The 23004-nt window shown below is 69.0% G+C and carries 27 protein-coding genes and 1 pseudogene; 15 read left to right on the top strand and 13 right to left on the bottom strand.

Features of this window, described 5'->3' with window-relative positions:
- The first annotated feature begins 56 nt into the window (after positions 1 to 56).
- Entirely contained in the window at positions 57 to 398 is a 342-nt protein-coding gene (locus tag ACFQ7F_RS05480; RefSeq protein WP_383266478.1) for a GNAT family N-acetyltransferase, read from the top strand.
- A gap of 46 nt (positions 399 to 444) precedes the next feature.
- Here ACFQ7F_RS05480 and ACFQ7F_RS05485 read toward each other — a convergent pair whose 3' ends face one another.
- Both ACFQ7F_RS05485 and ACFQ7F_RS05490 read right to left on the bottom strand, forming a co-directional pair.
- The gene (locus ACFQ7F_RS05485; protein WP_383266480.1) at positions 445 to 1113 is read right to left on the bottom strand and encodes an HD domain-containing protein; all 669 of its coding nucleotides are present in this window, start codon (positions 1111 to 1113) and stop codon (positions 445 to 447) included.
- 144 nt (positions 1114 to 1257) lie between these two features.
- Positions 1258 to 1854 carry a TetR/AcrR family transcriptional regulator gene (locus ACFQ7F_RS05490; protein ID WP_383266483.1) on the bottom strand — a complete coding sequence of 199 codons (597 nt, stop codon included), beginning with the start codon at positions 1852 to 1854 and terminating at the stop codon, positions 1258 to 1260.
- 198 nt (positions 1855 to 2052) lie between these two features.
- Between ACFQ7F_RS05490 and ACFQ7F_RS05495 the strand changes: the two genes are divergently transcribed.
- Positions 2053 to 3015 (top strand): alpha/beta hydrolase family protein, encoded by a 963-nt coding sequence (locus tag ACFQ7F_RS05495; RefSeq protein WP_383266485.1) that lies wholly within the window; start codon positions 2053 to 2055, stop codon positions 3013 to 3015.
- Positions 3016 to 3162: 147 nt separating this feature from the next.
- Positions 3163 to 3455, top strand: a pseudogene (locus ACFQ7F_RS05500) (lipase family protein); the annotation flags it as partial.
- A 10-nt stretch (positions 3456 to 3465) separates the two neighbouring features.
- Here the strand turns inward: ACFQ7F_RS05500 and ACFQ7F_RS05505 are convergent.
- Positions 3466 to 4341, bottom strand: coding sequence for an ANTAR domain-containing protein (locus tag ACFQ7F_RS05505; protein ID WP_383266488.1), 876 nt, complete (start codon positions 4339 to 4341; stop codon positions 3466 to 3468).
- A gap of 204 nt (positions 4342 to 4545) precedes the next feature.
- Here ACFQ7F_RS05505 and ACFQ7F_RS05510 point away from each other — a divergent pair, with 204 nt between their 5' ends.
- Positions 4546 to 4983, top strand: a complete 438-nt coding sequence (locus ACFQ7F_RS05510) for a BON domain-containing protein (RefSeq protein WP_383266491.1) — start codon at positions 4546 to 4548, stop codon at positions 4981 to 4983.
- A gap of 38 nt (positions 4984 to 5021) precedes the next feature.
- On the opposite strand, the gene ACFQ7F_RS05515 is transcribed toward ACFQ7F_RS05510, so the two are convergent.
- From ACFQ7F_RS05515 to ACFQ7F_RS05530, 4 genes are read right to left on the bottom strand one after another with little or no spacing between them, the layout of a single operon-like run.
- The gene (locus tag ACFQ7F_RS05515; protein WP_383266494.1) at positions 5022 to 5726 is read right to left on the bottom strand and encodes a GntR family transcriptional regulator; all 705 of its coding nucleotides are present in this window, start codon (positions 5724 to 5726) and stop codon (positions 5022 to 5024) included.
- A gap of 34 nt (positions 5727 to 5760) precedes the next feature.
- Positions 5761 to 6264 (bottom strand): flavin reductase family protein, encoded by a 504-nt coding sequence (locus tag ACFQ7F_RS05520; protein WP_383266497.1) that lies wholly within the window; start codon positions 6262 to 6264, stop codon positions 5761 to 5763.
- Positions 6265 to 6314: 50 nt separating this feature from the next.
- Positions 6315 to 6740 (bottom strand): ester cyclase, encoded by a 426-nt coding sequence (locus ACFQ7F_RS05525; RefSeq protein ID WP_383266500.1) that lies wholly within the window; start codon positions 6738 to 6740, stop codon positions 6315 to 6317.
- On the bottom strand, positions 6727 to 8343 hold the full coding sequence (locus ACFQ7F_RS05530; protein ID WP_383266503.1) for a BCCT family transporter: 1617 nt from the start codon (positions 8341 to 8343) through the stop codon (positions 6727 to 6729). The genes ACFQ7F_RS05525 and ACFQ7F_RS05530 overlap by 14 nt, the downstream gene beginning before the upstream one ends.
- A gap of 252 nt (positions 8344 to 8595) precedes the next feature.
- Here ACFQ7F_RS05530 and ACFQ7F_RS05535 point away from each other — a divergent pair, with 252 nt between their 5' ends.
- From ACFQ7F_RS05535 to ACFQ7F_RS05560, 6 genes are all read left to right on the top strand, one after another.
- Entirely contained in the window at positions 8596 to 9225 is a 630-nt protein-coding gene (locus tag ACFQ7F_RS05535) for an amino acid synthesis family protein (protein ID WP_383266506.1), read from the top strand.
- The gene (locus ACFQ7F_RS05540) at positions 9222 to 9773 is read left to right on the top strand and encodes an amino acid synthesis family protein (RefSeq protein WP_383266509.1); all 552 of its coding nucleotides are present in this window, start codon (positions 9222 to 9224) and stop codon (positions 9771 to 9773) included. The genes ACFQ7F_RS05535 and ACFQ7F_RS05540 overlap by 4 nt, the downstream gene beginning before the upstream one ends.
- Positions 9774 to 9779: 6 nt before the next feature.
- Positions 9780 to 10511, top strand: a complete 732-nt coding sequence (locus tag ACFQ7F_RS05545) for an alpha/beta fold hydrolase (protein WP_383266512.1) — start codon at positions 9780 to 9782, stop codon at positions 10509 to 10511.
- Positions 10504 to 11991 (top strand): aldehyde dehydrogenase, encoded by a 1488-nt coding sequence (locus ACFQ7F_RS05550; RefSeq protein ID WP_383266514.1) that lies wholly within the window; start codon positions 10504 to 10506, stop codon positions 11989 to 11991. The genes ACFQ7F_RS05545 and ACFQ7F_RS05550 overlap by 8 nt, the downstream gene beginning before the upstream one ends.
- Before the next feature lie 61 nt (positions 11992 to 12052).
- The gene (locus ACFQ7F_RS05555; protein WP_383266516.1) at positions 12053 to 12280 is read left to right on the top strand and encodes a 4-oxalocrotonate tautomerase family protein; all 228 of its coding nucleotides are present in this window, start codon (positions 12053 to 12055) and stop codon (positions 12278 to 12280) included.
- Positions 12277 to 13320 carry an LLM class flavin-dependent oxidoreductase gene (locus ACFQ7F_RS05560; protein WP_383266518.1) on the top strand — a complete coding sequence of 348 codons (1044 nt, stop codon included), beginning with the start codon at positions 12277 to 12279 and terminating at the stop codon, positions 13318 to 13320. Before ACFQ7F_RS05555 ends, ACFQ7F_RS05560 begins: the two co-directional genes overlap by 4 nt.
- Here the strand turns inward: ACFQ7F_RS05560 and ACFQ7F_RS05565 are convergent.
- Positions 13301 to 14026, bottom strand: a complete 726-nt coding sequence (locus ACFQ7F_RS05565; protein WP_383266520.1) for an alpha/beta hydrolase — start codon at positions 14024 to 14026, stop codon at positions 13301 to 13303. The two genes, ACFQ7F_RS05560 and ACFQ7F_RS05565, sit on opposite strands and share 20 nt — an antisense overlap.
- 34 nt (positions 14027 to 14060) lie before the next feature.
- Positions 14061 to 14639, bottom strand: a complete 579-nt coding sequence (locus ACFQ7F_RS05570; protein WP_383266522.1) for a dihydrofolate reductase family protein — start codon at positions 14637 to 14639, stop codon at positions 14061 to 14063.
- A gap of 110 nt (positions 14640 to 14749) precedes the next feature.
- Between ACFQ7F_RS05570 and ACFQ7F_RS05575 the strand changes: the two genes are divergently transcribed.
- Positions 14750 to 15028: a hypothetical protein gene (locus ACFQ7F_RS05575; RefSeq protein WP_383266524.1), complete on the top strand. Its 279-nt coding sequence runs from the start codon at positions 14750 to 14752 to the stop codon at positions 15026 to 15028.
- A gap of 5 nt (positions 15029 to 15033) precedes the next feature.
- Here the strand turns inward: ACFQ7F_RS05575 and ACFQ7F_RS05580 are convergent, their stop codons facing one another.
- Complete coding sequence (locus ACFQ7F_RS05580; RefSeq protein ID WP_383266527.1) at positions 15034 to 15450, bottom strand: VOC family protein; 417 nt, start codon at positions 15448 to 15450, stop codon at positions 15034 to 15036.
- Positions 15451 to 15480: 30 nt separating this feature from the next.
- Entirely contained in the window at positions 15481 to 17307 is a 1827-nt protein-coding gene (locus ACFQ7F_RS05585; RefSeq protein WP_383266530.1) for a GAF domain-containing protein, read from the bottom strand.
- Positions 17308 to 17529: 222 nt separating this feature from the next.
- Here ACFQ7F_RS05585 and ACFQ7F_RS05590 point away from each other — a divergent pair, with 222 nt between their 5' ends.
- Positions 17530 to 18906, top strand: a complete 1377-nt coding sequence (locus tag ACFQ7F_RS05590) for an FAD-binding oxidoreductase (RefSeq protein WP_383266533.1) — start codon at positions 17530 to 17532, stop codon at positions 18904 to 18906.
- A gap of 88 nt (positions 18907 to 18994) precedes the next feature.
- Positions 18995 to 20014 (top strand): Gfo/Idh/MocA family protein, encoded by a 1020-nt coding sequence (locus ACFQ7F_RS05595; RefSeq protein WP_383266535.1) that lies wholly within the window; start codon positions 18995 to 18997, stop codon positions 20012 to 20014.
- Positions 20015 to 20071: 57 nt separating this feature from the next.
- Here ACFQ7F_RS05595 and ACFQ7F_RS05600 read toward each other — a convergent pair whose 3' ends face one another.
- Entirely contained in the window at positions 20072 to 21055 is a 984-nt protein-coding gene (locus tag ACFQ7F_RS05600) for an NADP-dependent oxidoreductase (protein ID WP_383266538.1), read from the bottom strand.
- A gap of 69 nt (positions 21056 to 21124) precedes the next feature.
- Here ACFQ7F_RS05600 and ACFQ7F_RS05605 point away from each other — a divergent pair, with 69 nt between their 5' ends.
- Positions 21125 to 22111 (top strand): GlxA family transcriptional regulator, encoded by a 987-nt coding sequence (locus tag ACFQ7F_RS05605; RefSeq protein ID WP_383266540.1) that lies wholly within the window; start codon positions 21125 to 21127, stop codon positions 22109 to 22111.
- Between the two features lie 121 nt (positions 22112 to 22232).
- On the top strand, positions 22233 to 22397 hold the full coding sequence (locus ACFQ7F_RS05610; RefSeq protein ID WP_383266543.1) for a hypothetical protein: 165 nt from the start codon (positions 22233 to 22235) through the stop codon (positions 22395 to 22397).
- Between the two features lie 97 nt (positions 22398 to 22494).
- Here the strand turns inward: ACFQ7F_RS05610 and ACFQ7F_RS05615 are convergent, their stop codons facing one another.
- On the bottom strand, positions 22495 to 22887 hold the full coding sequence (locus ACFQ7F_RS05615; protein WP_383266546.1) for a molybdopterin-binding protein: 393 nt from the start codon (positions 22885 to 22887) through the stop codon (positions 22495 to 22497).
- Positions 22888 to 23004: the final 117 nt, after the last annotated feature.

A 23004-nucleotide genomic window follows, 5' to 3' on the forward strand; every position in this document is an offset into this window, starting at 1 on the left:
CCTTCGAGTGCCACCATCACCCCGCGCTCCGACCCGACCCGTCCGAGAGGCACACGATGACCCAGCCGGCTCCCGCTCCGACCGTCCAGCGAGTAGACACTCGGCACCGCTACGAGATCCTGGTCGACGGCACGACCGCGGGCCTCGCGGCGTACCGCGATCGGGACGGCCAACGGGTCTTCTTCCACACCGAGGTCGACGACGCCTTCGCCGGGCAGGGTCTGGCCTCGATCCTCGTACAGCAGGCACTGGCCGACGTCCGTGCGTCGGGCCTGCGGATCGTGCCGGTCTGCCCGTACGTGGCCAAGTTCCTGAAGAAGCATGAGGAGTTCGCCGACATCACCGACCCGGTCACTCCCGAGGTCCAGCAGTGGCTGGAGACCGTGCTGTCGCGCTGAGCCGCGGCCCGCCGGAGCGACGCTCCGGCGGGTGCGTCGCCCGCCGTCACTCCTCGAAAGGCGCGGCGAGCAGCAGATCCTCCACGGTGGGCACCGAGAAGTCGGGGATATGGCGGCGGCCGACCTCGGCGAAGGGATGCATGAGTACCGACATGGGCTTTGTGCGGCACAGCGACACCACGTTGTCGAGCGCGTCCCGCTTAAAGCCTTCCCTGGGGAAGGTGGTGAGTATTTCTTCGAGAATGTCGGACGGGATTTCCTGAAGATCGTTCCCGGCGAAATCGAGTCCGGACCCGACGGAGATCATGGCGATCTCCGGCCTCTTCCGAGTCGCGATGCCGAAGTTGGTGTGCAGGGCGATCGCATCCCAGACGACCTCCACCCGATCGTCAGACATGTCCTGTTTCCGCAGGAACCGCTGTGCGGCGTCGGCGCCGTCGACCTCGAAGCGTTCAGTCGGTGTCTGGTACGCCTCGACCAGACCGAGGTCATGCAGGGCCGCGGCGACGAACGCAAGTTCACGGTCGTAGTGAACGCCGCGTCGATCGAACAGCAGCGCGCTGAAAACGTATGTCCGCATGACATGGTTGAAGAGCGTCCCGGAGGACACGCGTCGTACGAACGCGGTGGTTTCGTGGGCCAGTTCGCTGGTGGGGATGCGAACTCCGGCCACTGATGCGGGCAGGGCACCGGCCCCATTGGTCTCGTCGAACATGTGAATAGCCTTCTCGTCGGCGGCTGATGCCAAGAGCCTATGGATGGCACCGTCGAGCCAACAGCGGCGAAAATGCCGATAAGCCCCGGATTCTCGCCAGGAAGGATTTCGCCGCCTTGCCGCCTGTCCTCCTCGCCGCCGATATCAGGATGACTGCGGTTGCTGGAGTCCCTGAAGAAGGAGCGCGACCAGGCGGCGGGGGTCGTAGCGCGGGTCGCTGTCGGGGCTGATGCAGAGGTTGCCGATGCCGCGCATGAGTTCATAGGGCTGCGTACCGGGCCTGATCTCGCCCGCGCCGACTGCGGCGTCGAGCAACTGCTCGGCGACGGGCAGCAGGCGGTCGAGGAAGTAGGTGTGGAGCGCGGTGAAGCCGCTGCTGTCCGGTTGCACCGTGTTGGCGAGCCCGTGCTTGGTGACCAGGAAGTCCACGAAGACATCGATCCACTGGCGCAGCGCGTCGAGCGGCGATTCGGCACTGGCCAGCAGGCTCGGACCGGCTTCGGCGCACGCCTCGACCTGGTGGCGGAAGACGGCGACGACAAGATCAGCCCGCGTCGGGAAGTGGCGGTAGATCGTGCCCATCCCCACGCCCGCCTTGGCCGCGATCTCGCGGATCGGCGCATCGACGCCCGAGGTGACGAACACCTCGGCGGCGGCGGCGAGCAGCTTCTGCTGGTTGCGCACCGCGTCGGCCCGTTTGCTCGGGGCCGCCACCTCTCCGGACCGGCCTGCAGTGGGCACCGCACTCTCCTTCCTGTAGCCGCCGACAAGTCGGAACACTGTTCCGCTTGTCAAGCGGAACAGTGTTCCGTATTGTAAGTGGAGCAACGTTCCGCTTCAGTCTAGCTGAAGCCGGCACTTCCTCCCTGCCTCACGCGCTCAGCCCCATGAGATCAGCGGCAGAGGCCCCAAAGGGAAAACCGAAGGGAAAGACGCATCGTGAGTGCATCGACTTCCATGAACCGCACCGTCGGCTCGCCCACCCCCGTGCTTTCGTTCAGCCCGGTGGTGCTGTCCGTGCCCGGACGCCCCGTCGACCTGCAGGTGCGTGTCACCGCACCCGCGACGGGAACCGACCTCCCGGTCATCCTCCTCTCCCACGGGCACGGCCACTCCAACCACCTCTCCTCACTCAACGGCTATGCCCCGCTCGCCGACCTGTGGGCCCAACACGGCTTCGTCGTCATCCAGCCCACTCACCTCAGCTCCATGACGCTCAGTCATCTGCACGCGGGCACTCCCGGAGCGCCTCTGTTCTGGCGCTCGCGCGCCGAGGACATGACCCACATCATCGACCGGCTCGACCTGATCGAGGCCGCTGTGCCGCAACTCGCCGGACGCGTGGACCGTGACAGCATCGCCGTGGCCGGACACTCGTTGGGCGGCTTCACCGCCGCCCTCCTGCTGGGGGCCCGGGTCACCGACCCCGACGACGGGCGGGAGGCGGATCTCACCGAGCCCCGGATCAAGCAGGGTGTGCTGCTGGCCGCCCCCGGCAGGGGAGGCGACATCCTGACCGGGGTCATGGGCGAGCAGTTCCCGGTCTTCCGGACCATCGACTTCTCCGCCATGACCACGCCCGCGCTGGTCGTCGCCGGGGACAAGGACGACTCCCGGCACTTCACGGAGATGGGCCCGGACTGGCACGCCGACCCGTACAGCCTCGCTCCCGGCGCCAAGACGCTGCTCACCCTGTTCGACGCCGGGCACGGACTCGGCGGGATCAGCGGGTACGACGTCGCCGAGACCACGGACGAGAATCCCGAGCGGGTCGCCGCGCTCGGACGGCTCGCAGCGACCTACCTCCGCACCCAGTTCGGCCTGGACGGCAACGCGTGGCAGGAGGCGCGGGACGCGTTGACCACCGGCCCCGGCGCGTTCGGACGAGTCGAGTCCAAGTAGGCCCGGACGGGCGCCGTTTCCTCTGCGGGCCTCAGTGGGGCAGGCCCGGCCGAACTGCCCGCCACCAACGGTGCGTTGATCCGGACCGAGGCTCTGCCAATCGGACTGAGCATCCCCGGCCTCGACGGCCGCCCGATGCCGGGTACCGACAAGCAGCGCATCGGCAGGCTCAAGCCCACTGGCCCGGTGCGTCTGGCGGTCGGCGTCCAGGACGACATCGTTCCGCACGAGCAAGCCCGGCAACTGGCCGTGGACTGGTGCGGCAAGGGCGGCAACGTCACCTACGAGGCCCTCGCGCTGCCGAACCTCGGCGACAAAATTCTCACCAACCACCTGGTGCCGCTCATCACCGACCAGGGCGACGCCATCTCCTGGCTGACCGACCGGCTCTCCGCAAGCAGGCCACCTCCAACTGCTGGAAGATGCCGCTCCAGCCGTGACCCCCCAGTGCTACTGGCGGGAGGCTCGGGCGAGCTGGTGGAGGTCTTCCAGCGCGGCGCGCAGGACGGTGTGCTGGTGCCACTTGATCCAGGTGCCGAGCGTGCGACCGGCGGTGTGCAGGGTCTGGAGCTGAGTCTGGGTGAAGCCGGTCAGCGGGCTGGCGTGATGGGAGGAGATGACGCCGTGGACGGTGTCCTGGTCGTCGACCAGCGGGACGCTGTGGCAGGCGCGGCTACCGGCCGCGAGGATCACCCGGCGCGTGTCGTCGTCGAAGCCGGCCGACGAGGCCACCTCTTTGACGGTGACCTGGTGACTGGCGGAGGCCGCTCGGGAGCATGAGGTGTTCCCGTCGACGAACGCGAAGTAGTCGGTGAACTGCCGGGAGAGACCGGCATGTTTCGTCATGCGCAGGACGCCGTCCTCGACCAGCTGCACGTTTCCCATGTCCGTGCCGGTGACGGACAGGACGCGATGCAAGGCGGCGCCGAGTACCTCGCCCTGGTTGGTCACGTTCAGCGTGCCGGCCTCGAGCGCGGCCAGGTCGGGTACCGGATGCTGTGCCCGCCCGCTGAACCACACCCGGGCGCCCGGTGCGGGTCCTGGCGTCCGGGCCACCGCGGCCGCCAGCTGGTGCAGCTTGATGTTGGCCCGCTGGGACGCCTGGCGCAGCAACGTGAACGCCGCCTCCGCGTTCGGCAGTCGATACCGCTCGATCAGGACACCCTCGGCGAGGGCGATCCTGGGGCGCGTACGCGCCTGGACCTCCAGCTCGGAAACCTGCTCACGCAGCTCCGCGGCGGTGGCCCTCAGCTGTTCCGGCTCGTCACTGGGGGAGGGGAACCGCTGGGACGCGGACTGATCATCGAATGATGGCGCTGATGGCATATTCGCCATGTTGCCCCCAGGGGCGACCTTAACCCGGTGTGTTCACGGTGTGATGACCGTCATGAAACTCGCGCCCGGTGAGAGCCTGTTCGTCAGCTCATGTGGCGCTTGAGCGAGTGGTGGCTCTTGAGCGGGTAGGTGGGGGAGAAGGCGAACGACGAAGGCGGCTCCCGGTCGCCTCGTGACGCGACACGTGGAGGGCACATGGCGAGGTACGAGTTCACGCGGGAAGCGGGCCATCAGCTCGAGGTTCCGCTGGTGAGCGAGCCGGACAAGGCGGCGGCTCAGCTCAAGGGGCGTCTCGAGGACCTGGGCCTCACGCACGATCATTTCCGGGTCAGCGTCGAGGGATTCAGGGTCGTCGTCGCCGGAGATGCCGCCCTGCAGGAGCAGAAGGAGAAGATCCTGCTCGCTCTGGGGAACGTCGCAGGTGTCGCGGAGGTGGAGGACCGGGTGGCGGCCGGGCAGGAGGGGCTCCTGCCACGCTTCGTCACCGTCCAGGAAGGCGAAACACTCAGCGACGTGGCCCTGCGGGCCTACAACGACCCCACCGCGGGGAAGCGGCTCCTGACCGCGAACCGCCCCACCCTGACCGACGAGAACGCGATCTATCCCGGCCTGGTCCTACGCGCCCCGGAGTAGGACCGGACCGGGATGCTGCTGCCTCAGATTGCCCGGCGTCAGGACCCTGCCGTGCCGAAGCCCTCACCCGAGCCGCCGATGGGCAGCCGGGCAAGCAGCGCGCGTCGACTGGCCCTGACGTGCTCGCGCATCACCTGCTCGGCGCTGTCGCCGTCCTTCTCGAGGATCAGCTCCAGTACGAGGTGGTGTTCGCGGTCCGACTGCAGCGCGCGGCCCGGCTGGCTCAGCGAGGTGTTCACCAGGCGGGAGTAGGCCAGCTGGTTCATCAACATCCGGTAGTGGGCCGCCAATTTGTTGTTGTCGGCACCGGCGATGAGCAGATCGTGAAACTCCTGGACCAACTCCGCGTACCGCTCCCGATCGTCACGCGCCACCGCTTGATCGGCCTCGCGCAGGTTCCGTTCGAGCATGTCGATCTCCGCGACCCGGCCCCGCTGCGCCAGGAGGCGGACGGCGGCGCCCTCCAGGAGCTCCTTCATCTCGAAGAGTTCGGTGATCTCGCGGCGGGACGGAGTGGTGACGAACGTCCCCACGCGAGGCCGGATCTCGACGAGCCCTTCGGTCTGCAACTGCTTGAGAGCCTCGCGTACCGGCGTACGGCTGACACCGAACTCGTCCGCGAGGGCGAGCTCCGAGAGCGGAGCACCGGGCGCGATGTCGCCCTTGATGATCCGCCGGCGCATCTCGGCGATCACCCTGCCCTGCATCGACCCGTTCTTCGGTTCGCTCTTCGCGCGATTCACCGAACCCTCCTTCGTCTCCCGAGCCGTCCGCCGGTCATCCCAGGGGCGCGAGCGCGCCACCGTCGAAGAACTTACCCGCGCCGTAGACCATCGGGGCCCGCTCTTCGACCGCGGCGTGCACCACACGGCAGATGAAGACGGTGTGGGTGCTGGCCTGGAGCCGTTCGCGGATCTCGACTTCCATCTGCGCACTGCTCCGGGCGATCAGCGGGCTGCCGAACGGACCGCTGTGCCAGTCCAGGTCCTTGAACTTGTCGTCGGACTTCGTCGCGAACGTGCCGACGACGTCGAGTTGGTCCGTGGACAGGATGTTGATCGCGAGGTGGTCCGCCCGGAACAGGCAGTCGTGGGTGGACGAGGTGCGCTGGACGCACACCGCCACGGTGGCGGGGTCGAGCGAGATGCTCGAGAAGGCGTTGACGGCGAGCCCGCGGGGGGTTTCTCCGTCCATCGCGGTCACGACCGTGACACCGGTGATGAACTGCCGGTTGACCTGCTTCATCACGTCGAGGTCGGGCTTGGAGGCGAGCGGCGCCATGTAAGTGCTCCTTGTCGTGCTTGTGCTGCTTGTCATCGACATCTTGATCGTCAGTCCTGTCCCACGCGGATGATGCCAAGGGCCGAGAGCAGGGCCCGCGGATCCCATGTCACGTACTCCTCGACGATCTGGTCCCCTTCGAATCGGGCGAAGGTGGCACCGCTGACGTCGACGCGCCGCGTGGTGGCCGGGACGCCGAGGAACGAGTTCGTGTGGGTTCCGCTGCTGCGCCAGCGGATCGCCGCCTTGTCGCCTTCGACCACGATGTCGTCGATGGTCGTGACCAGGTCAGGAAATGCCGCGCGCGTGGAGACGACGGCGGCCTTGAACGCGGTCAGGTCCTGTGGGTGCGGGTCATTGCCGTGGCGGAGGTAGGCCGGGCTCAGCAGGTCGTCGAGGGCATCGACGTCCCCTTGGCCCCAGGCCGCGGCCCATGCCTTCTCCGTGCGTGCGCGACGGGTTTCAGCGTGCGACATCAATTTTCTCCTTTCGGTCGGCGCCCAGTTCCTTCCAGAAGGACACCGCCAGGCCGGCGATGATCACGAGGAACGGCAAGGACGTCACGATGACGGTGTTCTGAAGGGCGTCGAGGCCGCCGGCGAGCATGAGGGCGACGGCGGTGACGCCGGTGAGGATTCCCCAGAGGATGAGCACCGAACGGCGCGGGGTGAGCGACCCCTCCGAGGTCATCATGCTGAGTACATAGGTGTTGGCGTCCGCTCCGGAGACGAAGAACATCACGACAAGCAGGATCGCGACGGCCGATGTGATCCCGGCGAGCGGGAAGTGGTCGAGGGTCGCGAAGAACGCGCTGTTGATGTCGGCCGAGGTCTGCTCGGCGATGTCACCGCCCTCGAACAGATCGAGGTGGATCGCCGTACCGCCGAAGACCGTGAACCAGGTGAAGAACACCACGCTGGGCACGACAAGGACTCCGACGATGAAGCCCCGGATGGTGCGGCCCCGCGAGATGCGGGCGAGGAAGACACCGACGAAGGCGCCCCAGGAGACCCACCAGGCCATCATGAAGTAGGTCCACACCTGCATCCATTCGAGCCCGCCGAACGCGGTGCCCTGCAGGCTCATCCGGAAGAAGTCGGTGGCCCACTGGCCCACGGACTCGATGTACAGGTTGGCGATGAAGACGGCAGGGCCGACGACCAGCATGAAGACGAAGAGTGCGACCGCGAGCAGCGAGCTGCCCTGACTCAGGAACTTGATGCCCTTGCTGACACCGGTCACCGCCGAGAGCGTGAAGACCGCGGTGACGGCGGCGATGATGAGCACCTGGGTCACCGAGTTGACCGGGATTCCGAACAACGTGCCCAGGCCGTTGTTGACTTGGAGCGCCCCGAGGCCGAGTGAGGTCGTGGTGCCGAAGAGCGTCGCGAACACGGCGAGTACGTCGATCGCCTTGCCGATCGGCCCGTTGACGCGGTCGCCGAGCAAGGGCACGAACAACTGGCTGACCAGGGCGCGGCGACCCTTTCGGTGGGTCGAGTACGCGATGGCGAGTCCGAAGATGGCGAAGATCGCCCAGGCGTGCAGGCCCCAGTCGAAGTAGGAGTACTGCAGGGCCCGTACCGCTGCCGCCGGGGTGTTCGGCTCGGCGACGCCGTGGGCCGGCGCCGCGAGGTGGGAGATGGGTTCGGCGACGCCGTACGAGACGAGGCCGATGCCCATGACCGCGCTGAGGATCATGGAGAACCACGTCAGCGTCGAGAACTCGGGGCGATCGGTGTCCTTGCCGAGCCGGATGTCGCCGGCGGGGCTGAAGGCCAGGAACACCAGGAAGACCAGGATGGCGAGTGTGACCACCAGATAGGACCAGCCGAAGGTGCCCGTGACCCAGTTCAGGGACGCGGTGGTGACCGTGTTCAGGTTCTCCGTGAAGAGCACCGCCCAGGCGACGAAAACGGCGGAGATACCGAGTGAGGCCCAGAAAACGGAACCGAGCCTGCCAACGGTTCCTTCCCCTGGGCCGGTGCCATCGGAAGGGCCGTCGGCGGGGCTTTCGCCCCCGCTCGCGGACGGCTCGTCGGGCGTCATTTCCGCACCCGCTCGAAGGGGACTGGACATGAAACTCCTTGAGTCCGCGGGGCTCGCCGCTACCGTCATTGGTATACAAGAAGCAGTAAGGCATGCCGCAGATTGAGCGTCAAGGGATCGGTCGCTTCGAATCGCCCTGAGGTGCATCGCTGGGCGTGGATTCGATGATTAACCAGGTCAGGAGCGCCAAGTGGCCTCATGGTCACCTTCCGGTGGCTTTGGAGAAGTCGCCCGGCCTTCCCTCTTGACCGGCACCGGAGAGCATGTCTAACGTCCTGTGGCATGCAAGAGAGCAACCTGGATCGTCCGGACGCGAGCATCGGTCTCCGTAAGCTCGTGCTCTACCGCGACGTCGTCCTCACCGAGGCGGGCGATGTGCCCGCGCAACCGGCCAGGCGAGCCAGCGTCGCCGCCGTCATCCGGAATCCGTGGCTGGGCACCGGCCCTTCGACGGATCTGTCCCCGGTGCAGGGGCACGTCGCCCCGGTACTGGCGAAGGTGCTGACCGACCGGCTCATCGGCGCGCTCGGTGGCGTGGACGAGATCGAAGCCTTCGGCAAGGCCGCCATCGTCGGCACGGCGGGCGAGATCGAGCACGCCGGTGCCCTCATCCACACCCCGTACTTCGGCAATCTGGTCCGGGAGTTCCTCCAGGGCGAGTCGATCATCTGCTTCGCCGACACGCGCGCCGAGGCAGGCGAAACGCTGATCGTCCCCCTCTGGCACAAGACACTTGCCGCGACCCGCAGCCACTACCAGACCATCAGCGCCCGTGTTCCCGACGCCCCGCATGCCGACGAGATCGTCGTCATCGCGGCAGCGTCGACGGGCCCGCGCCCCCACCCCCGCATCGGGGACCGCATGACCGACCCCGTCGTCACCACCGAAACACTGGAGGAAGTGCCCTCATGAACGTCCGCAAGATCGTGACCGTCGTCGAGGAGATCCACACCGAAGGCGGCCGCGCAGTCAGCGGCCCCGCCCGGATCGCCGTCGTCGCGGCGGTGATCGAGAACCCGTGGGCCGGTCAGGGCTTCGTCGAAGACCTCAATCCCGGCATCGACGCGCACGCATCCGACATCGGCGCGCTCCTCGCCCCCGCGGTACTTGAAGCCCTTCAGGCTCCCGCCGAGGCGTACGGCAAGGCTGCCGTCGTCGGCCTGGACGGCGAGGTCGAGCACGGCTCGGCGCTGATCCACACACTCAAGTTCGGCGACCACTTCCGCAAGGCCGCAGGCGCCACCACCCTGCTGCCCGCTGTCGAGAAGCGCGGACCCGCCGGCGTGGTCTTCGACATTCCGCTGAAGCACATCACCGACGCCACGATCCGTTCGCACCACCAGACCATCGAGATCCGGCTCACCGACGCTCCCCACCCGAACGAGATCGTCATCGCGCTCGCCGCCGCCGCCCAGGGGCGTCCGCAGCAGCGCCTCGCACCTCTCTCGACCGAGCAGTAGGCACGTATGAGCAAGCCGACCGTGGTGCTGCTGCACGGCGTCGGGCTCGACCACACCATGTGGGAGCCCGCAGCCGCGCTCCTGGCCGACCGTTTCACCGTGATCACCCCCGACCTGCCGGGCCACGGCACGCGCCGGCCCGTGCACGACGGGGTGACGCTCACCGACCTGGCCGACGGGGCCGTCGCCGAGATTCCGGCAGGCTCCCACCTGGTCGGATTCTCGCTCGGGGCGCTCGTCGCCCAGCACGTGGCGCTGCACCGCCCGGAGTTGGCGGCCACGCTGACCTCGGTCAGCTCGGTGTGCGACCGTACGCCCCAGGAGCGGGCGTCCGTCCTGGAGCGGCTGCACACCGCGGAGGCCGACTTCGAGGCGAGTGCCGCCGCTTCCCTGAAGCGCTGGTACACCGGCACCGACGTCGACCCCGCATGCGTCGCCCGCACCAGGGCCACGCTCCTGGCCAACGATGTCCGGTCCTTCATCGCCTGCTATCGCGTGTTCGCTGCCGCGGACGCCGAACTCGCGCCTGACCTGGGCTCCATCGCCGTACGCGCACTGGCTGTGACGGGTGAGAACGATCCCGGCTCCACCCCCGAGATGACCCACAGGCTCGCCTCGGCACTCGCGCACTGCCGCGCCGCCGTCATCCCCACAGCGCGTCACATGCTGCCCGTCGAGCGCCCCGATGCGTTCGTCGACTGTCTCACCACCTTCATCGGAGAGCGCGCACATGTCTGAACTCACCACGTTGCAGCACTTCATCGGCGGTACATGGGTGGAGCCCGCGTCGGGGGAGTACTTCGAGAGCACCAACCCGGCCACGCGCCAGGTCCTCTACCGTGCGGCACGCGGGAACGCGGCCGACGTCGACAGGGCCGTGGCCGCCGCACGGGGGGCCTTCGAGGATCCGCGGTGGCGCGACCTCAGCCAGACGCGACGCGGGCACCTGCTGCGCCGCCTCGGCGACCTGATCGCCGAGAACGCCGAGGACCTCGCGCGCATGGAGTCGCGGGACAACGGCAAACTGCTGCGCGAGATGCGCGGGCAACTGGCCACACTGCCGGAGTACTTCTACTACTACGCCGGGCTCGCCGACAAGATCCACGGCGACTTCATCCCCACCTCCGACCGCCAGGTCCTCAACTACACGGCACGGGAGCCGCTCGGCGTCGTCGGCGCGATCACTCCCTGGAACTCGCCGCTGACTCTGACAAGCAGCAAGCTGGCCCCTGCTCTCTGCGCGGGCAACACCGTGGTGATCAAGCCGTCGGAGTACACCTCCTCCACCATCCTCAAGCTCGCCGAGCTGGCGCTCGAAGCGGGGTTCCCGCCGGGCGCGGTCAACGTCGTGACCGGGTTCGGCGCCGAGGCCGGGCAGGCCCTTGTCGACCACCACGACCTCGCGAAGATCTCCTTCACCGGCAGTACCGCCACCGGGTCCCGTATCGCCGCGGCGACCGCGAGCCGTTTCATCGGCTCGACGCTCGAACTCGGCGGCAAGTCGCCCAACATCGTCTTCGAGGACGCGCAGATCCCCAACGCCGCGATGGGCGTCGTCGCCGGGATCTTCGCCGCCGCAGGGCAGACGTGCATCGCCGGGAGCCGGGTGTTCGCGCACAGGTCCGTCTACGACGAGCTGCTCGAACGCGTCTGTGAGCGGGCCAGGACCATCCGTATCGGCGATCCCATGGACGAGGCGACCGAACTCGGCCCGCTGGCCTTCGAGGACCAGCGCGACAAGGTGGCCGGATACGTCGACCTGGGACGCAGCGAAGGCGCCCGGGTGCTGACCGGCGGACAACCCACAGACGGCGGGCTCGGCGGCTACTTCTACGAGCCCACCATTCTCGTGGACGTCGACAACACCATGCGCGTGGTCCGCGAGGAGATCTTCGGCCCCGTCCTGGCGATCATGCCGTTCGACACCGAGGACGAAGTCCTACGCCTGGCCAACGACACCGACTACGGACTCGCGGCCGGTGTCTGGACGACGAACCTCGCACGGGCGCACCGGATGGCGGCACGCCTGGACGCCGGAACGGTCTGGGTCAACACCTACCGGGCCATGTCCCCGATGTCGCCGCGGCAGGGCTTCAAGACCAGCGGCTCCGGCGTCGAACACGGCACCGAGTCCATCAAGGAGTACACCCGGCTCAAGAGCGTCTGGATCAACACGAGCGAGGAGCCCGTGGCCGACCCGTTCACCATGCGGAGCTGAACCGTGCGGAGTTGAACCACGCGGAGTTGAACCACGCGGAGACGAACCATACGGAGCTGACATGCCACAGATCGCCATCACGCTCGCCGAGGGTCGCACTCCGGCGCAGATCCGGGACCTGATCCACGAGGTGCACACCGCGGTCCTGCGCACCACGAACACCCGGCCCGAACACATCCGGGTCGTCGTCCACGAAGTCCCCCGCACGCACTGGGCCACCGGGGACGTCACCCTCACCGAGATGGACGCCGCGCGCGTCCTGGTCCCCAAAGAAGAGGAGCAGCCATGAGGTTTTCGTTGTTCGTTCACATGGAGCGCTGGGACGAGGAGAGCAGCCACCGGCAGCTGTTCGAGAACCTCTCCGAACTGGCCCTCATGGCCGAGGCGGGCGGGTTCTCCACCGTGTGGATCGGGGAGCACCACGCGATGGAATACACCATTTCCCCCAGCCCCATGCCGCTGCTGGCCCACCTCGCCGCGAAGACCTCGACCATCCGCTTGGGCGCGGGGACCATCATCGCCCCGTTCTGGCACCCGATCAGGGCCGCCGGTGAATGTGCCCTGCTCGACGTCATCAGCAACGGTCGTATGGAGGTCGGCCTTGCCCGGGGTGCCTACCAGTTCGAGTTCGACCGGATGACGGACGGCGTCTCGGCCCGCGACGGCGGAAAACACCTGCGCGAGCTCGTGCCCGCCGTCCGAGCGCTCTGGCAGGGCGACTACGCCCACGACGGCGACATCTGGCAGTTCCCCACGTCGACCAGTGTGCCCAAGCCGGTGCAGCAGCCCACCCCGCCCATGTGGATCGCCGCCCGCGACCCCGACTCCCACGACTTCGCGGTGAGCCAGGGATGCAACGTCATGGTCACCCCGCTGATGAAGGGCGACGAGGAAGTCGCGTACCTCAAGCGGAAGTTCGACACCGCGGTGGCCAACCACCCGGAGGTGACGCGGCCCGACCTGATGGTGCTGCGGCACACGCACCTCCACTCGCCCGACGAGCCCGACGGATGGCGCCCGGCCGCGAAGGCGATCAACCGCTTCTACCGGACCTTCGACGCCTGGTTCGGCAACAAGACCACCCCGGACAACGGATTCCTCGCCCCCAGCCCGGAGTCGAAGTTCGATGAGCGGCCCGAGTTCGAACCGGAGTCGCTGCACAAGACCGCCATGATCGGCACCCCGGAAGAAGTGGTCGAGCGGCTGCGCGCCTACGAGGAGCTCGGCGTCGACGAGTACAGCTTCTGGATCGACACCGGCCTGTCGCACGAGGAGAAGCGCAGGTCCCTGGAGCTTTTCATCAAGGAAGTCATGCCGGCTTTCCAGTGAGGGCGCTCGCCACCACGCGGGCCGTCTCTCGCCCGAGCTCCGATACGGAAGACTCGGTTGACGGCACACACCGCCCCGCGCCGGGATCGTAGACGCAGCCAAGCACCCCGGCGTGGTCAGTGGCGGGCTCGGACAGCTCGGAGTCCCAGCCGTGGGAGAGCAGGACTTCGTGCAGTTCACGCGAGGAATCGCCGGGCACGATCGTGTCCGCGGTGCCGTGCACGAGCCGTACGGGTATCGGTGCCACCGCCGGTCCGATCGCGCGGAGGGGCACGGTGCCCGTGGTGCGTGCCGGGAAGCGGTAGCCGCCCGCGATGCCGACCACCGCGGTCGGCCTCCAGCCGTCGAAGAGCTCCGGCTGGAGGGCCACGCCCATCGCGGCGCCTGCCCCCGCCGACCACCCGGCGAGGGCCAACTGCCCCTCCCCGCTACCGAGTTCGCGTACAAAGTCCCGCGCGAACCGCAAGGAGTCGGTGAGATGTGCCCGGCCCTCGTCGGCCTGGTCCGAACGCCAGTCGGGGACAAGGACGGTGAGGCCCAACCCGGCGATCTCCTGTGCAAGCGGCGCCATCACGTCCCGCTCGTCGGGTCCCGTTCCGTGCCACAGCAGCACACACCGACTGTCTTGCTGCCCCGAGTCATAGATGTCGAGGAGTTTGCTGTCGCTGTCGGTGGCGTACCGCACGGTCCGGGTCGTGATGCTCAAGGCTGTTCCCTCAGTTCAGGCGGGGTGAGTCCGTTCAGACATGCAGGGTAGGCCGGTAGACGAGTTCTTGGGTGTGGCCGTCGAGCGTCCGGTGCTCGAGCAGTTCGAGATCGAAATCGGCCGCACCCTTGAAGATCGGGTCAAGGCCGGTCCGACCGGTGATCACGGGGAAGAGCGTCACCTGGACGCGGTCGACCAGCCCCGCGGCCATCAGCGCCCGGTTCATCGACAGGCTGCCGTGCGAGCGCAGCGGTACCCCGGACTCCTTCTTGAGCCGAGCGACGACGTCGACAGCGTCACCGCTCTCGACTGTCGCGTCCGGCCAGTCGAGGGATCCTTCCAGCGTGGACGAGACCACCGTTGCCGGCAGGCTCCTCATCCGGCTGACCCACGGGTCACGCACCTCGGACTCCTCGGTGCTCGAGGCCAGCATCCGCGCGAACGCCCGATACGTGTTGGCCCCGAAGACCATCCGCTGCTCCTCGCCGTACAGGGCGAGGCGGTGGTCGAGGAGCTCGGGGCCCTGCTTGCCCCAGTAGCCGGTCCAGTTGCCACTGGCGGCGCCGAAGCCGTCGAGGCTGGAGAAGACGTCGAAGGTGTAGGTAGCGGTCATGGCGTTCTCCTCGAGTGCGGTTCACGGTGTGTCGGAGATACAGACCGGCAGCCACGGCGAGACTCATCGCCCTTCGACACCCGAACTCCGGCCGCGCTGGTCAGCGGCCGGTGGAACCGTCGATCCACTTCCCGCCCACGGTCCTGACGAGCGCCGGAGCGGCGGCGGGGATCGCGCTGATCAACACCCTGGGCAATGCCTCGGGCTTCCTTGCGCCGTACGTGACGGGGTGGGCCCGCGACGCGACCGGCGACATCGACACCGGACTGTGGATCGTCGGCATCGTGATGGTCGCTGCCGGGGTGGGGGCGGCCGTGCTGCGCGAGCGGCCGAGGGCCAAGGGAGGCGAAAGCGGTGCGACGGCGCCGCTTGCGGGTTCGACCGCCTAGGGCGGCTAGGGGAGGGGTGCCTGCCCGGTAGGCGGCCGGTTGCCGCCGCTGGGCGCATGGCTCAGGTCGACCACGCAGAAGAGGTTGCCGTCCGGGTCGGCGAGAACGACGAAGTCCGGGTCCGGGGGATACAGGCCCCATTCGACGGCTCGCGCACCCAGCGAGACCAGCCGTCGAACCTCGGTCTGTTGTTCCTCCGTGGTGTCGGTGAACAGGTCCAGGTGGAGCCGCGGACGTGGCTCCACCGGCGACGTGCTGTGCTGCAGGGCGAGGGCCCGACCGGAGCCGTCGGCGTGGTCGAGCGTTCGCCAGGCCTCGTTCCTCCACTCCTCGGTGGCTACCAGTTCCAGCGCCTGCGTCCAGAAGGTGACTGCGCGGGGAATGTCGCTCACGCCGATGACGGGAAATCCGAGTCTGAGCATGTGCGAGAGCCTAGGCCCCCTTCAGACCAGTCAGGCCAGTCGGCGCGCCAAGCCGTGCAACCGCAGCGCGAGTTGAATGTCCAGGGCCCGGTCCGCACCGCGCCAGCCCTCGCCGAGCAGGTCGTCCGCCCGGTTGAGGCGCTGGTAGAGCGTGTTGGCGTGGATGTGCAGCTCCGAGCAGGTGCGGGCGTGGTGCTGCGCGTTGGCCAGGTACGTCGAGACCGTGGCCGTCAGGTCGCCGCCACGCCCCCGTTCGCGGTCATGGTCGAGCAGCCGGCCGACGGTCTTGCGGACGAACACCTGGGCTTCGTCGGCGCCCGCCTGGGTGAACAGGGAACGGTACGCGCCCAGTTCGGCCGGTTCGGCCACCACGCCGGGCCGGCCGAGCGCGCGCAGCATCGTCGCCGTCTGCCTCGCCTCCCGGTGTGCTCGGCGGATCTCCGCGACACCGCGCCCGCAGGCGGCAAGGCCCACGGGCCCGGAGAGACCGCGTGGTTCCACCAGCGCTCTGAGCGCGGCCAGGTCGAGGCCCGGCACCAGGAACGTGATCTGGTCGCCGATCTGGGCGCTCCAGCCCGATGACTCCTGGGCAAGTCCGGCGATCTGCTCGGCGGTGTTGTCGCCGTCGCGCGCGTCCACGACGGCGACGGCCGCGACGGAGTCGACGTCCATGCCCGCGCCCAGTGCACGGTGCCGCACACCGGCCTCGTCGGCCTCGGCGGAGAGCAGTGCGGTCAGGACCTCGCCCCGGGTGCGCAACTGGGTCTCCAGGACCGAGCGTTCCAGTGCGGCCACGAGCGCCACGGTGACCGCGCCGATCGAGAGCAGCCGTACGTCCTCGTCGTGGAACGCGCGCTCTCCTGTCGCGACCAGCGAACCGGTAGGGCCTCCGCGTACCACTACGGGCAGCGCCACACCGTGCCTGCCGTCGTGCTCGAACCGGCGCGGGGACTGCGGCTCGTCGCCCGTCCAGGGCAGCGGAGGCTCGCACTCAGGACCGGCCACCAGATCGCCGTGCGCGTCGAGGACCGACACCGTCAGGCCGGTCGCGCCGGCGATGGCCTGCGCGACCTCGCGGTAGCCGCCCCCGCCGACCACCACGTCCGTGAGCCGGTCGCGCAGTTCCGCCTCCGCCCGGCGCAGGGAATCGCTGCGCCGCAGCGTCAGATTTGCCTCGCGCAGATCCGCGATGAGCGCGGCGTTGCGCAGGGCCACCGCCGCGTGGGCCGCCAGCGCGGCGAGCAGTTCCACCTCGCGGCCGGTGAACCTGCGCGGGCTGCGGTCGGCGGCGAGCAGTACTCCGACCGGCTCGTCGTCGACAATCATCGGCACGCCCAGAATCCCGCCGAGCTGCTCGGCCGCCGCGGCACTGTCGACGGCGTGATCGCGGGTGATGGCCGGGTCCTCGCGGTAGGAGACGGTGGACATCGGCGCACCGCTGAGCAGAACGAGCCCCCCGAGTCCCGCGCCCGGTTCGAGTTCGATGCCCCGCAGGGTCGAGCCCATCGAGCCGTCGACGGTCTCGATCCGCAGCCGCCGGTCGTCGTGGAGCACCATGATGTACGCGAGGTCGACGGAGAGCAGCCGCCGCGCGTGCGCCGCCACCTCCCGGAGCACCCCGCTGGACGCGGTCAGCGCCCCCAGGCGCCGGGCCAGGTCGTTGAGCGCCGACAGTTCTGCCGACTCCCGCTGCTGCCGGGTCATGCGCCGCAGGATCTCGCGGGCGTGCGCGGCGGAGCCCTCGACCTCCTCGGCGGTCCTGCCCTGGGCGATGAGCGCGAGGCGCAGTGAGTCGATCTCGTCGGGCGAGGGGGCCTCGGACAGCAGCCGCAGCCAGCGGTTCTCGGTCGTGTGCACCCCCTCATGATGCAATTGGTTCAAGAAGCTCACTGTGGACGGTCTCTCCGTGACAGGAGCCGGAGCGTGGAGATTCTCTCCGTACGGATCGCCACGCCACCGTGTTTCGATCGACATCAGCAGCACCGCGCCGACCTGGCGGTACTGCGCCGAGGGGACGGATACAGGTATGCATGCCACCGGAATGCCCGCCTCGGGGCGGACCCACCGAGAGGACACACGATGAGCGCCACGGTCGTTCGAGCGATCCTCGAGCACATCCCGGCCGACCGGGTACTCACCGATCCGGACAGCGTCGAGGCCTTCCGCAGTGACCAAGCGGCATGGGCGCCCAGCGGTCGCCCCGTGGCCGTCGTCCGCGCGACGTCCACCCAAGACGTCGCCGACACGGTCCGCGCCTGTATCCGTCACCGCACCCCGGTCGTCGCCCGCGGAGCGGGCACCGGACTTTCCGGGGGCGCGAACTCGGGCGAAGGACACGTGGTCGTGGCGCTCGACGGCATGGACGAGATCGTCGAGGTGAACCCCCTGGAGCGTCTCGCGGTCGTCAAGCCCGGCGTGATCAACGACCACCTGCGGGCGGCGGTGGCCGAGCACGGGCTCTGGTATCCGCCCGACCCGGCGAGCTCCCCCTGGTCGACCATCGGCGGCAACGTGGCCACCAACGCCGGCGGAGTCTGCTGCGTCAAGTACGGCGTCACCGGTGACTACGTCCTCGCTCTGGAGATGGTCAACGGACTCGGTGAGATCGTGCGGCTCGGCCGGCGCACCGCGAAAGGCGTCGCGGGCTACGACCTGACGGGGCTCGTCGTCGGCTCGGAAGGAACGCTGGGCATCGTCACGGAGGTGACCGTCCGCCTGCGGCCCCTGCCGCCGGCCTCGGTCACGGTCGCAGGGCACTTCGGCTCCGTCGTCGACGCCGGAGCGGCCGTACGCGCCGTGGCCGACGCGGGGCTGGCCCCGTCGGCGCTGGAGCTGATCGACCGGCACTGCCTGCGTGCCGTCGACGCGTGGAAGAACATGGGCCTCTCGCTCGACGCCGATGTGGTGCTCCTCGGCCGGATCGACGAGCCGGGCGAGACCGGTGCCGCCCAGGCAGAGCGCATGGTCGAGTGCTTCCGCGGGGCCGGGGCCTCCTGGGCCGAGCGGTCCACGGACGAGCACGAGGCCGACGCCCTGTTCGCGGCCCGACGGCTCGCCTATCCCGCGCTCGAACGTCTGGGCCCGGTCCTGACCGAGGACATCTGCGTGCCCAAGGAGCACATTCCGGAGATGCTCGGCCGTATCGAGCAGACTGCCGCCCGGCACGACATCCTCATCGCCAACATCGCGCACGCGGGCGACGGCAACCTCCACCCGCTGCTGATCACCAAGCCCGGCGACGACGCCGCACGCACCCGGGCCCAGGCGGCCTTCGCCGAGATCATCGCCGACGCCATCGCCCTGGGCGGCACGGTCTCCGGCGAGCACGGGGTGGGCCTGCTCAAACGCCCGGGCCTCGCCGCGGAGATCACGCCGGAGGCCATGGCCATGCAACGGGCCGTGAAGCAGGCCCTGGACCCGCACGGTGTGCTGAACCCCGGCAAGGTGCTGTCCTGAGCGTTGACGGTGCGGTGGAATGAGGGTTCTCTCTTGCTGCAGATGAGGTGCGGGAAAGTCCTTCACCAGGAGGGGAGACATCACACTCATGGCATGTGAGCGAGGACTCGGTGTGGCCGTCATCGGCACCGGGAAAATGGGCGCCGACCATGTACGCCGACTCCATGACGTCATCAGCGGAGCGCGGGTGACAGCCGTCGTCGACATCGAGGCGGACCGGGCGAAGTCCCTCGCCGCCACGATCGAGGGGTGCACGGCCTACACCGAGACGTCGCCCGCCCTCGCGTCGGCAGAAGTGGATGCCGTACTCATCGCCTCTCCCGGTCCCGCGCACGAGTCGGCGCTGATCGAAGTCCTCGATCGCGATCTGCCGGTGCTGTGCGAGAAGCCGATGACTCCGGACACGGCGTCCGCCCTGCGGATCCTGGAGGCGGAGCAGCGCCTCGGGCATCGGCGCATCCAGGTGGGCTTCATGCGGCGTTACGACGCCGAGTACGTCAAGCTCAAAAGGCTCATCGAGAGCGGTGAGCTGGGCACGGCCCTGATGCTGCACCAACGGCACCGCAACCTGGCCATGCCGCCCGGTTTCACCGACGAGATGCTCATCACCAGCTCGGTCTCACATGAGGTGGATGCGACGCGCTGGCTGCTCGATCAGGAAATCACGGCTGTCACCGTGCACAAGCCGACGGCGTCGTCGCTTGCCCCGACCGGCATGAACGACCCGCAGTTCGTCCTCTTCGAGACCACGTCGGGCGCGCTCGTCGACGTCGAGATCTTCGGGCACTGCGGTTACGGCTACCAGGTACAGGCCGAGGCGGTCTGCGAGCGGGGCACCGTGCGCATCGGAGACGAACAGGGGCCCCGGGTCAGCACCGAAGGCCGCTGGGGAGGCCACGTGCCTCCGGACTACGTCGAGCGCTTCGAGGACGCCTACGACCGCGAGGTGCAGGCCTGGGTGGACGCCACCCGCAGGGGCGAGAGCACAGGACCGAGCGCCTGGGACGGCTATGCGGCCGCGGCCGTGTGCGAGGCGGGCCTGGTGTCCCAGCGGGAGGGCGGGCGCGCCGAGGTCGAACTGGTGGAGCGACCCGCGTTCTACGCGTAGAGCGCGCGGCAAAAGGAAGCGGGTGGCGCCGGACCGGTGCCACCCGCTCTGCCGTCCCTACGGGCGGACCGTGAGCACCAGCTTTCCCGTGACGCGGCCCGTCTCGCCCTCCGCGTGCGCCTTGGCGGCCTCGGTGAGCGCATACGTCCCCGAGACATGGGCCCGGAGTTGTCCGGACTCCACGAGCTCCGCGATCGCGGCCATGCCCGCCTGGTCGTGCTCCACCAGCATGTCGGTCGCCCGCACATTCAACTCGGCGGCGCGCGCGGCCACTTCACCGAAGTTGCCCGGCAGGATCGACACCAGGATGCCGCCGGGACGCAGCACCTCCAGGGAGCGCAGCCGGTCCTCGCCGCCCAGCGGGTCGAGGACCACGTCGATGTCCCGGGCTTCCTTGACGAAGTCGGCGGTGCGGTAGTCGACGACCTCGTCGGCGCCCAGGCCGCGTACGAAGTCGTGCTTGGCGGCGGAGGCCGTGCCGATGACGTACGCGCCGCGCGCCTTGGCGATCTGCACCGCGACATGGCCCACGCCACCGGCCGCCGCGTGGACCAGTACTCGCTGCCCCGCCTCGACCCGGGCGTTGTCGACGAGGGCCTGCCAGGCGGTCAGCGCGACCAGCGGCAGCGCACCCGCCTCGACGTGGTCAAGACCGGCGGGCCTCGGCACGAAGGCGCGGGTGGGCCCGGTCACGTACTCGGCGTGCGAACCGGCCCCGTAGGGGTAGGGCAGCATCCCGAACACCTCGTCGCCCGCCTTGAACAGCGAGACGCCGATGCCGACCGCCTCGACGACGCCCGACACGTCCCACCCGAGCGTGAACGGCGGCTCGCCCAGGAAGGCGCCGAACCTGCGGTGCTTCCAGTCGGTCGGGTTCACGCCCGCCGCGTGCACGGCGACGAGGATCTGGCCGACACCTGGCTTCGGACGCGGGACCTCGACCTCCTTCAGTACGTCGGGGTCGCCCAGGGTGTCCTGGCTGATCGCCTTCATGGTCGGCTCGGTCGGCTCTGCGGGCTGAGAAGCGGTGTTGGTGGTCATGGACCCAGCGTGCGGCAAGGGCCTGACCTCGGCAATGGCAAGATTGCCATTAAGCGATAGGATCGTGCCATGGCCTCGATGGAATTCCTGCCCGACCGCCCGCACCGCGTGGTCGTTCTCGCGCTCGACGGCGTCTACCCCTTCGAGCTCGGCATCGCGAACCGGGTCTTCCCGTTGGTCCCAGGGGCGTACGAGGTGGTGACCTGCGCGGCGACCGACGACCGCACGGTGGCCACCGACGCCGACTTCACCATCACCGTCGGGCACGGCCCCGAGGCACTGGAGAGCGCGGACACGGTGGTCCTGCCGCCCTACGACCTGCGTCGCGTCACCGCCGATCTCTCGGAGCCGGTGCGCGCCGCGCTCGCCCGGATCAGGCCCGGCACACGGCTCGTGTCCATCTGTACGGGGGCCTTCACCCTCGCCGCGATCGGTCTGCTCGACGGGCGGCGCGCGACGACACACTGGGCGCTCGCGGATCACTTCCGGCGGATGTTCCCCCACGTCGCCCTGGACCCCGAGGTGCTGTTCGTCGACGACGGTGACGTGCTGACCTCCGCGGGCGCCGCCTCCGGGGTCGACGTGTGCCTGCACGTGGTGCGCTCCGACCACGGCAGCGCGGTCGCCAACCGGGTCGCCCGGCACTGTGTCGTGCCGCCGTGGCGGGAGGGCGGCCAGGCCCAGTACATCGAGCAGCCGATCCCGGACGAGGGCACCACCGGCACCGCCGCCACCCGCGCCTGGGCCCTGGAGCACCTCGACCGGCCGCTCGCCCTGCGGGAGCTGGCCGCGCACGCCCGGATGAGCCCACGCACCTTCGCGCGCCGCTTCCAGGAGGAGACGGGCGTGAGTCCCGGCCGGTGGCTGATCCAGCAGCGGGTGCACCGGGCCCGGCATCTGCTGGAGTCCAGCGATCTGCCGGTCGACCGGGTCGCGGCGGAGGTCGGTTTCGCCACCGGGACGTCGCTGCGGCAGCACCTGCAGGCGGCGATCGGGGTGTCGCCGCAGGTGTATCGGAAGACGTTCCAGGCGGGGGTTGCGGCCAGTGGCGCCTAGGCGTCGGCGGCGGGGGACGGAGGGGTCCCGCGGTACATGTATCAGCCAGCTTTCCCGAGTGGGGGTGCACTGGATCTGTTACTGCACGCAAAGGTGCGTGCACAAAGAGTAAGGATCGATCATGGGTAACCGTCAGTCCCCCCAGGACAAGAGCCGCGCCCGCCGCGAGCAGGAGCGCACCAAGCAGAAGCCCCAGCGGCCGGACGAGCAGGCCGACGTCGAGAGGTCCGAGCGGAACCAGCGCCCCGAGCCGGGCGCCAAGCCGGGCAGCGACCTGGACTTCTAGGCCTGACGGGCCTGACAGCGGCGCCTCACCACCTCTGACGGGGTGGTGGGGCGCCGCAGTCGTCCACGGCAACGTACGGGACGGAGTACCGGAGGAGTCAGGCCCTGTCGATATGGACGTTGGTCGACTTCACGCGGGCGGTGGCCTCCATGCCGACCTCGAGGCCCAGCTCCTCCACGGCCTCCCGGGTGAGGAGCGAGACGAGTCGGTGCGGCCCGGCCTGGATCTCGACCTGGGCCGCGACGTCGCCGAGCTTCACGGCGGTCACGATGCCCGGGAAGGCGTTGCGGACCGAGGTGTAGGAACTGTCGTCCTCGCCGTCGTTCTTGGCGAGCTCGACCGAGAAGGCGGCCAGATCCCGCCCGTCGATGAGCCGACGTCCGCCCTCGTCGCGGTGGGTGGTCACGCGCCCGGCGTCGGCCCATCGACGCGCGGTGTCCGGACTCACGCCCAGGAGGCGGGCCGCCTGCCCGATTGTGTAACGCTGCATGCGCGCAAGGGTAGAGGCGTAGTCCTTGCATATGCAAGGCTATCGGGCCACTTTGCTTTGCGAATGCCATGCCTGGCTGGAGATTGGGATCTCGCGACGGTGCGCGTCATCGCTGTT

Origin of the sequence: Streptomyces sp. NPDC056486, assembly GCF_042795295.1 — a bacterium.
In the GTDB taxonomy this organism is placed as follows: domain Bacteria; phylum Actinomycetota; class Actinomycetes; order Streptomycetales; family Streptomycetaceae; genus Streptomyces.

Excerpts from the sequence above, each read along its gene's own strand:
- ACFQ7F_RS05480 (WP_383266478.1), top strand. The coding sequence starts at position 57 with ATGACCCAGCCGGCTCCCGCTCCGACCGTCCAGCGAGTAGACACTCGG.
- ACFQ7F_RS05485 (WP_383266480.1), bottom strand. The coding sequence starts at position 1,113 with ATGTTCGACGAGACCAATGGGGCCGGTGCCCTGCCCGCATCAGTGGCC.
- ACFQ7F_RS05505 (WP_383266488.1), bottom strand. The coding sequence starts at position 4,341 with ATGCCATCAGCGCCATCATTCGATGATCAGTCCGCGTCCCAGCGGTTC.
- ACFQ7F_RS05510 (WP_383266491.1), top strand. The coding sequence starts at position 4,546 with ATGGCGAGGTACGAGTTCACGCGGGAAGCGGGCCATCAGCTCGAGGTT.
- ACFQ7F_RS05520 (WP_383266497.1), bottom strand. The coding sequence starts at position 6,264 with ATGGCGCCGCTCGCCTCCAAGCCCGACCTCGACGTGATGAAGCAGGTC.
- ACFQ7F_RS05525 (WP_383266500.1), bottom strand. The coding sequence starts at position 6,740 with ATGTCGCACGCTGAAACCCGTCGCGCACGCACGGAGAAGGCATGGGCC.
- ACFQ7F_RS05530 (WP_383266503.1), bottom strand. The coding sequence starts at position 8,343 with ATGTCCAGTCCCCTTCGAGCGGGTGCGGAAATGACGCCCGACGAGCCG.
- ACFQ7F_RS05535 (WP_383266506.1), top strand. The coding sequence starts at position 8,596 with ATGCAAGAGAGCAACCTGGATCGTCCGGACGCGAGCATCGGTCTCCGT.
- ACFQ7F_RS05540 (WP_383266509.1), top strand. The coding sequence starts at position 9,222 with ATGAACGTCCGCAAGATCGTGACCGTCGTCGAGGAGATCCACACCGAA.
- ACFQ7F_RS05545 (WP_383266512.1), top strand. The coding sequence starts at position 9,780 with ATGAGCAAGCCGACCGTGGTGCTGCTGCACGGCGTCGGGCTCGACCAC.
- ACFQ7F_RS05550 (WP_383266514.1), top strand. The coding sequence starts at position 10,504 with ATGTCTGAACTCACCACGTTGCAGCACTTCATCGGCGGTACATGGGTG.
- ACFQ7F_RS05555 (WP_383266516.1), top strand. The coding sequence starts at position 12,053 with ATGCCACAGATCGCCATCACGCTCGCCGAGGGTCGCACTCCGGCGCAG.
- ACFQ7F_RS05560 (WP_383266518.1), top strand. The coding sequence starts at position 12,277 with ATGAGGTTTTCGTTGTTCGTTCACATGGAGCGCTGGGACGAGGAGAGC.
- ACFQ7F_RS05570 (WP_383266522.1), bottom strand. The coding sequence starts at position 14,639 with ATGACCGCTACCTACACCTTCGACGTCTTCTCCAGCCTCGACGGCTTC.
- ACFQ7F_RS05580 (WP_383266527.1), bottom strand. The coding sequence starts at position 15,450 with ATGCTCAGACTCGGATTTCCCGTCATCGGCGTGAGCGACATTCCCCGC.
- ACFQ7F_RS05590 (WP_383266533.1), top strand. The coding sequence starts at position 17,530 with ATGAGCGCCACGGTCGTTCGAGCGATCCTCGAGCACATCCCGGCCGAC.
- ACFQ7F_RS05595 (WP_383266535.1), top strand. The coding sequence starts at position 18,995 with ATGGCATGTGAGCGAGGACTCGGTGTGGCCGTCATCGGCACCGGGAAA.
- ACFQ7F_RS05600 (WP_383266538.1), bottom strand. The coding sequence starts at position 21,055 with ATGACCACCAACACCGCTTCTCAGCCCGCAGAGCCGACCGAGCCGACC.
- ACFQ7F_RS05605 (WP_383266540.1), top strand. The coding sequence starts at position 21,125 with ATGGCCTCGATGGAATTCCTGCCCGACCGCCCGCACCGCGTGGTCGTT.
- ACFQ7F_RS05610 (WP_383266543.1), top strand. The coding sequence starts at position 22,233 with ATGGGTAACCGTCAGTCCCCCCAGGACAAGAGCCGCGCCCGCCGCGAG.
- ACFQ7F_RS05615 (WP_383266546.1), bottom strand. The coding sequence starts at position 22,887 with ATGCAGCGTTACACAATCGGGCAGGCGGCCCGCCTCCTGGGCGTGAGT.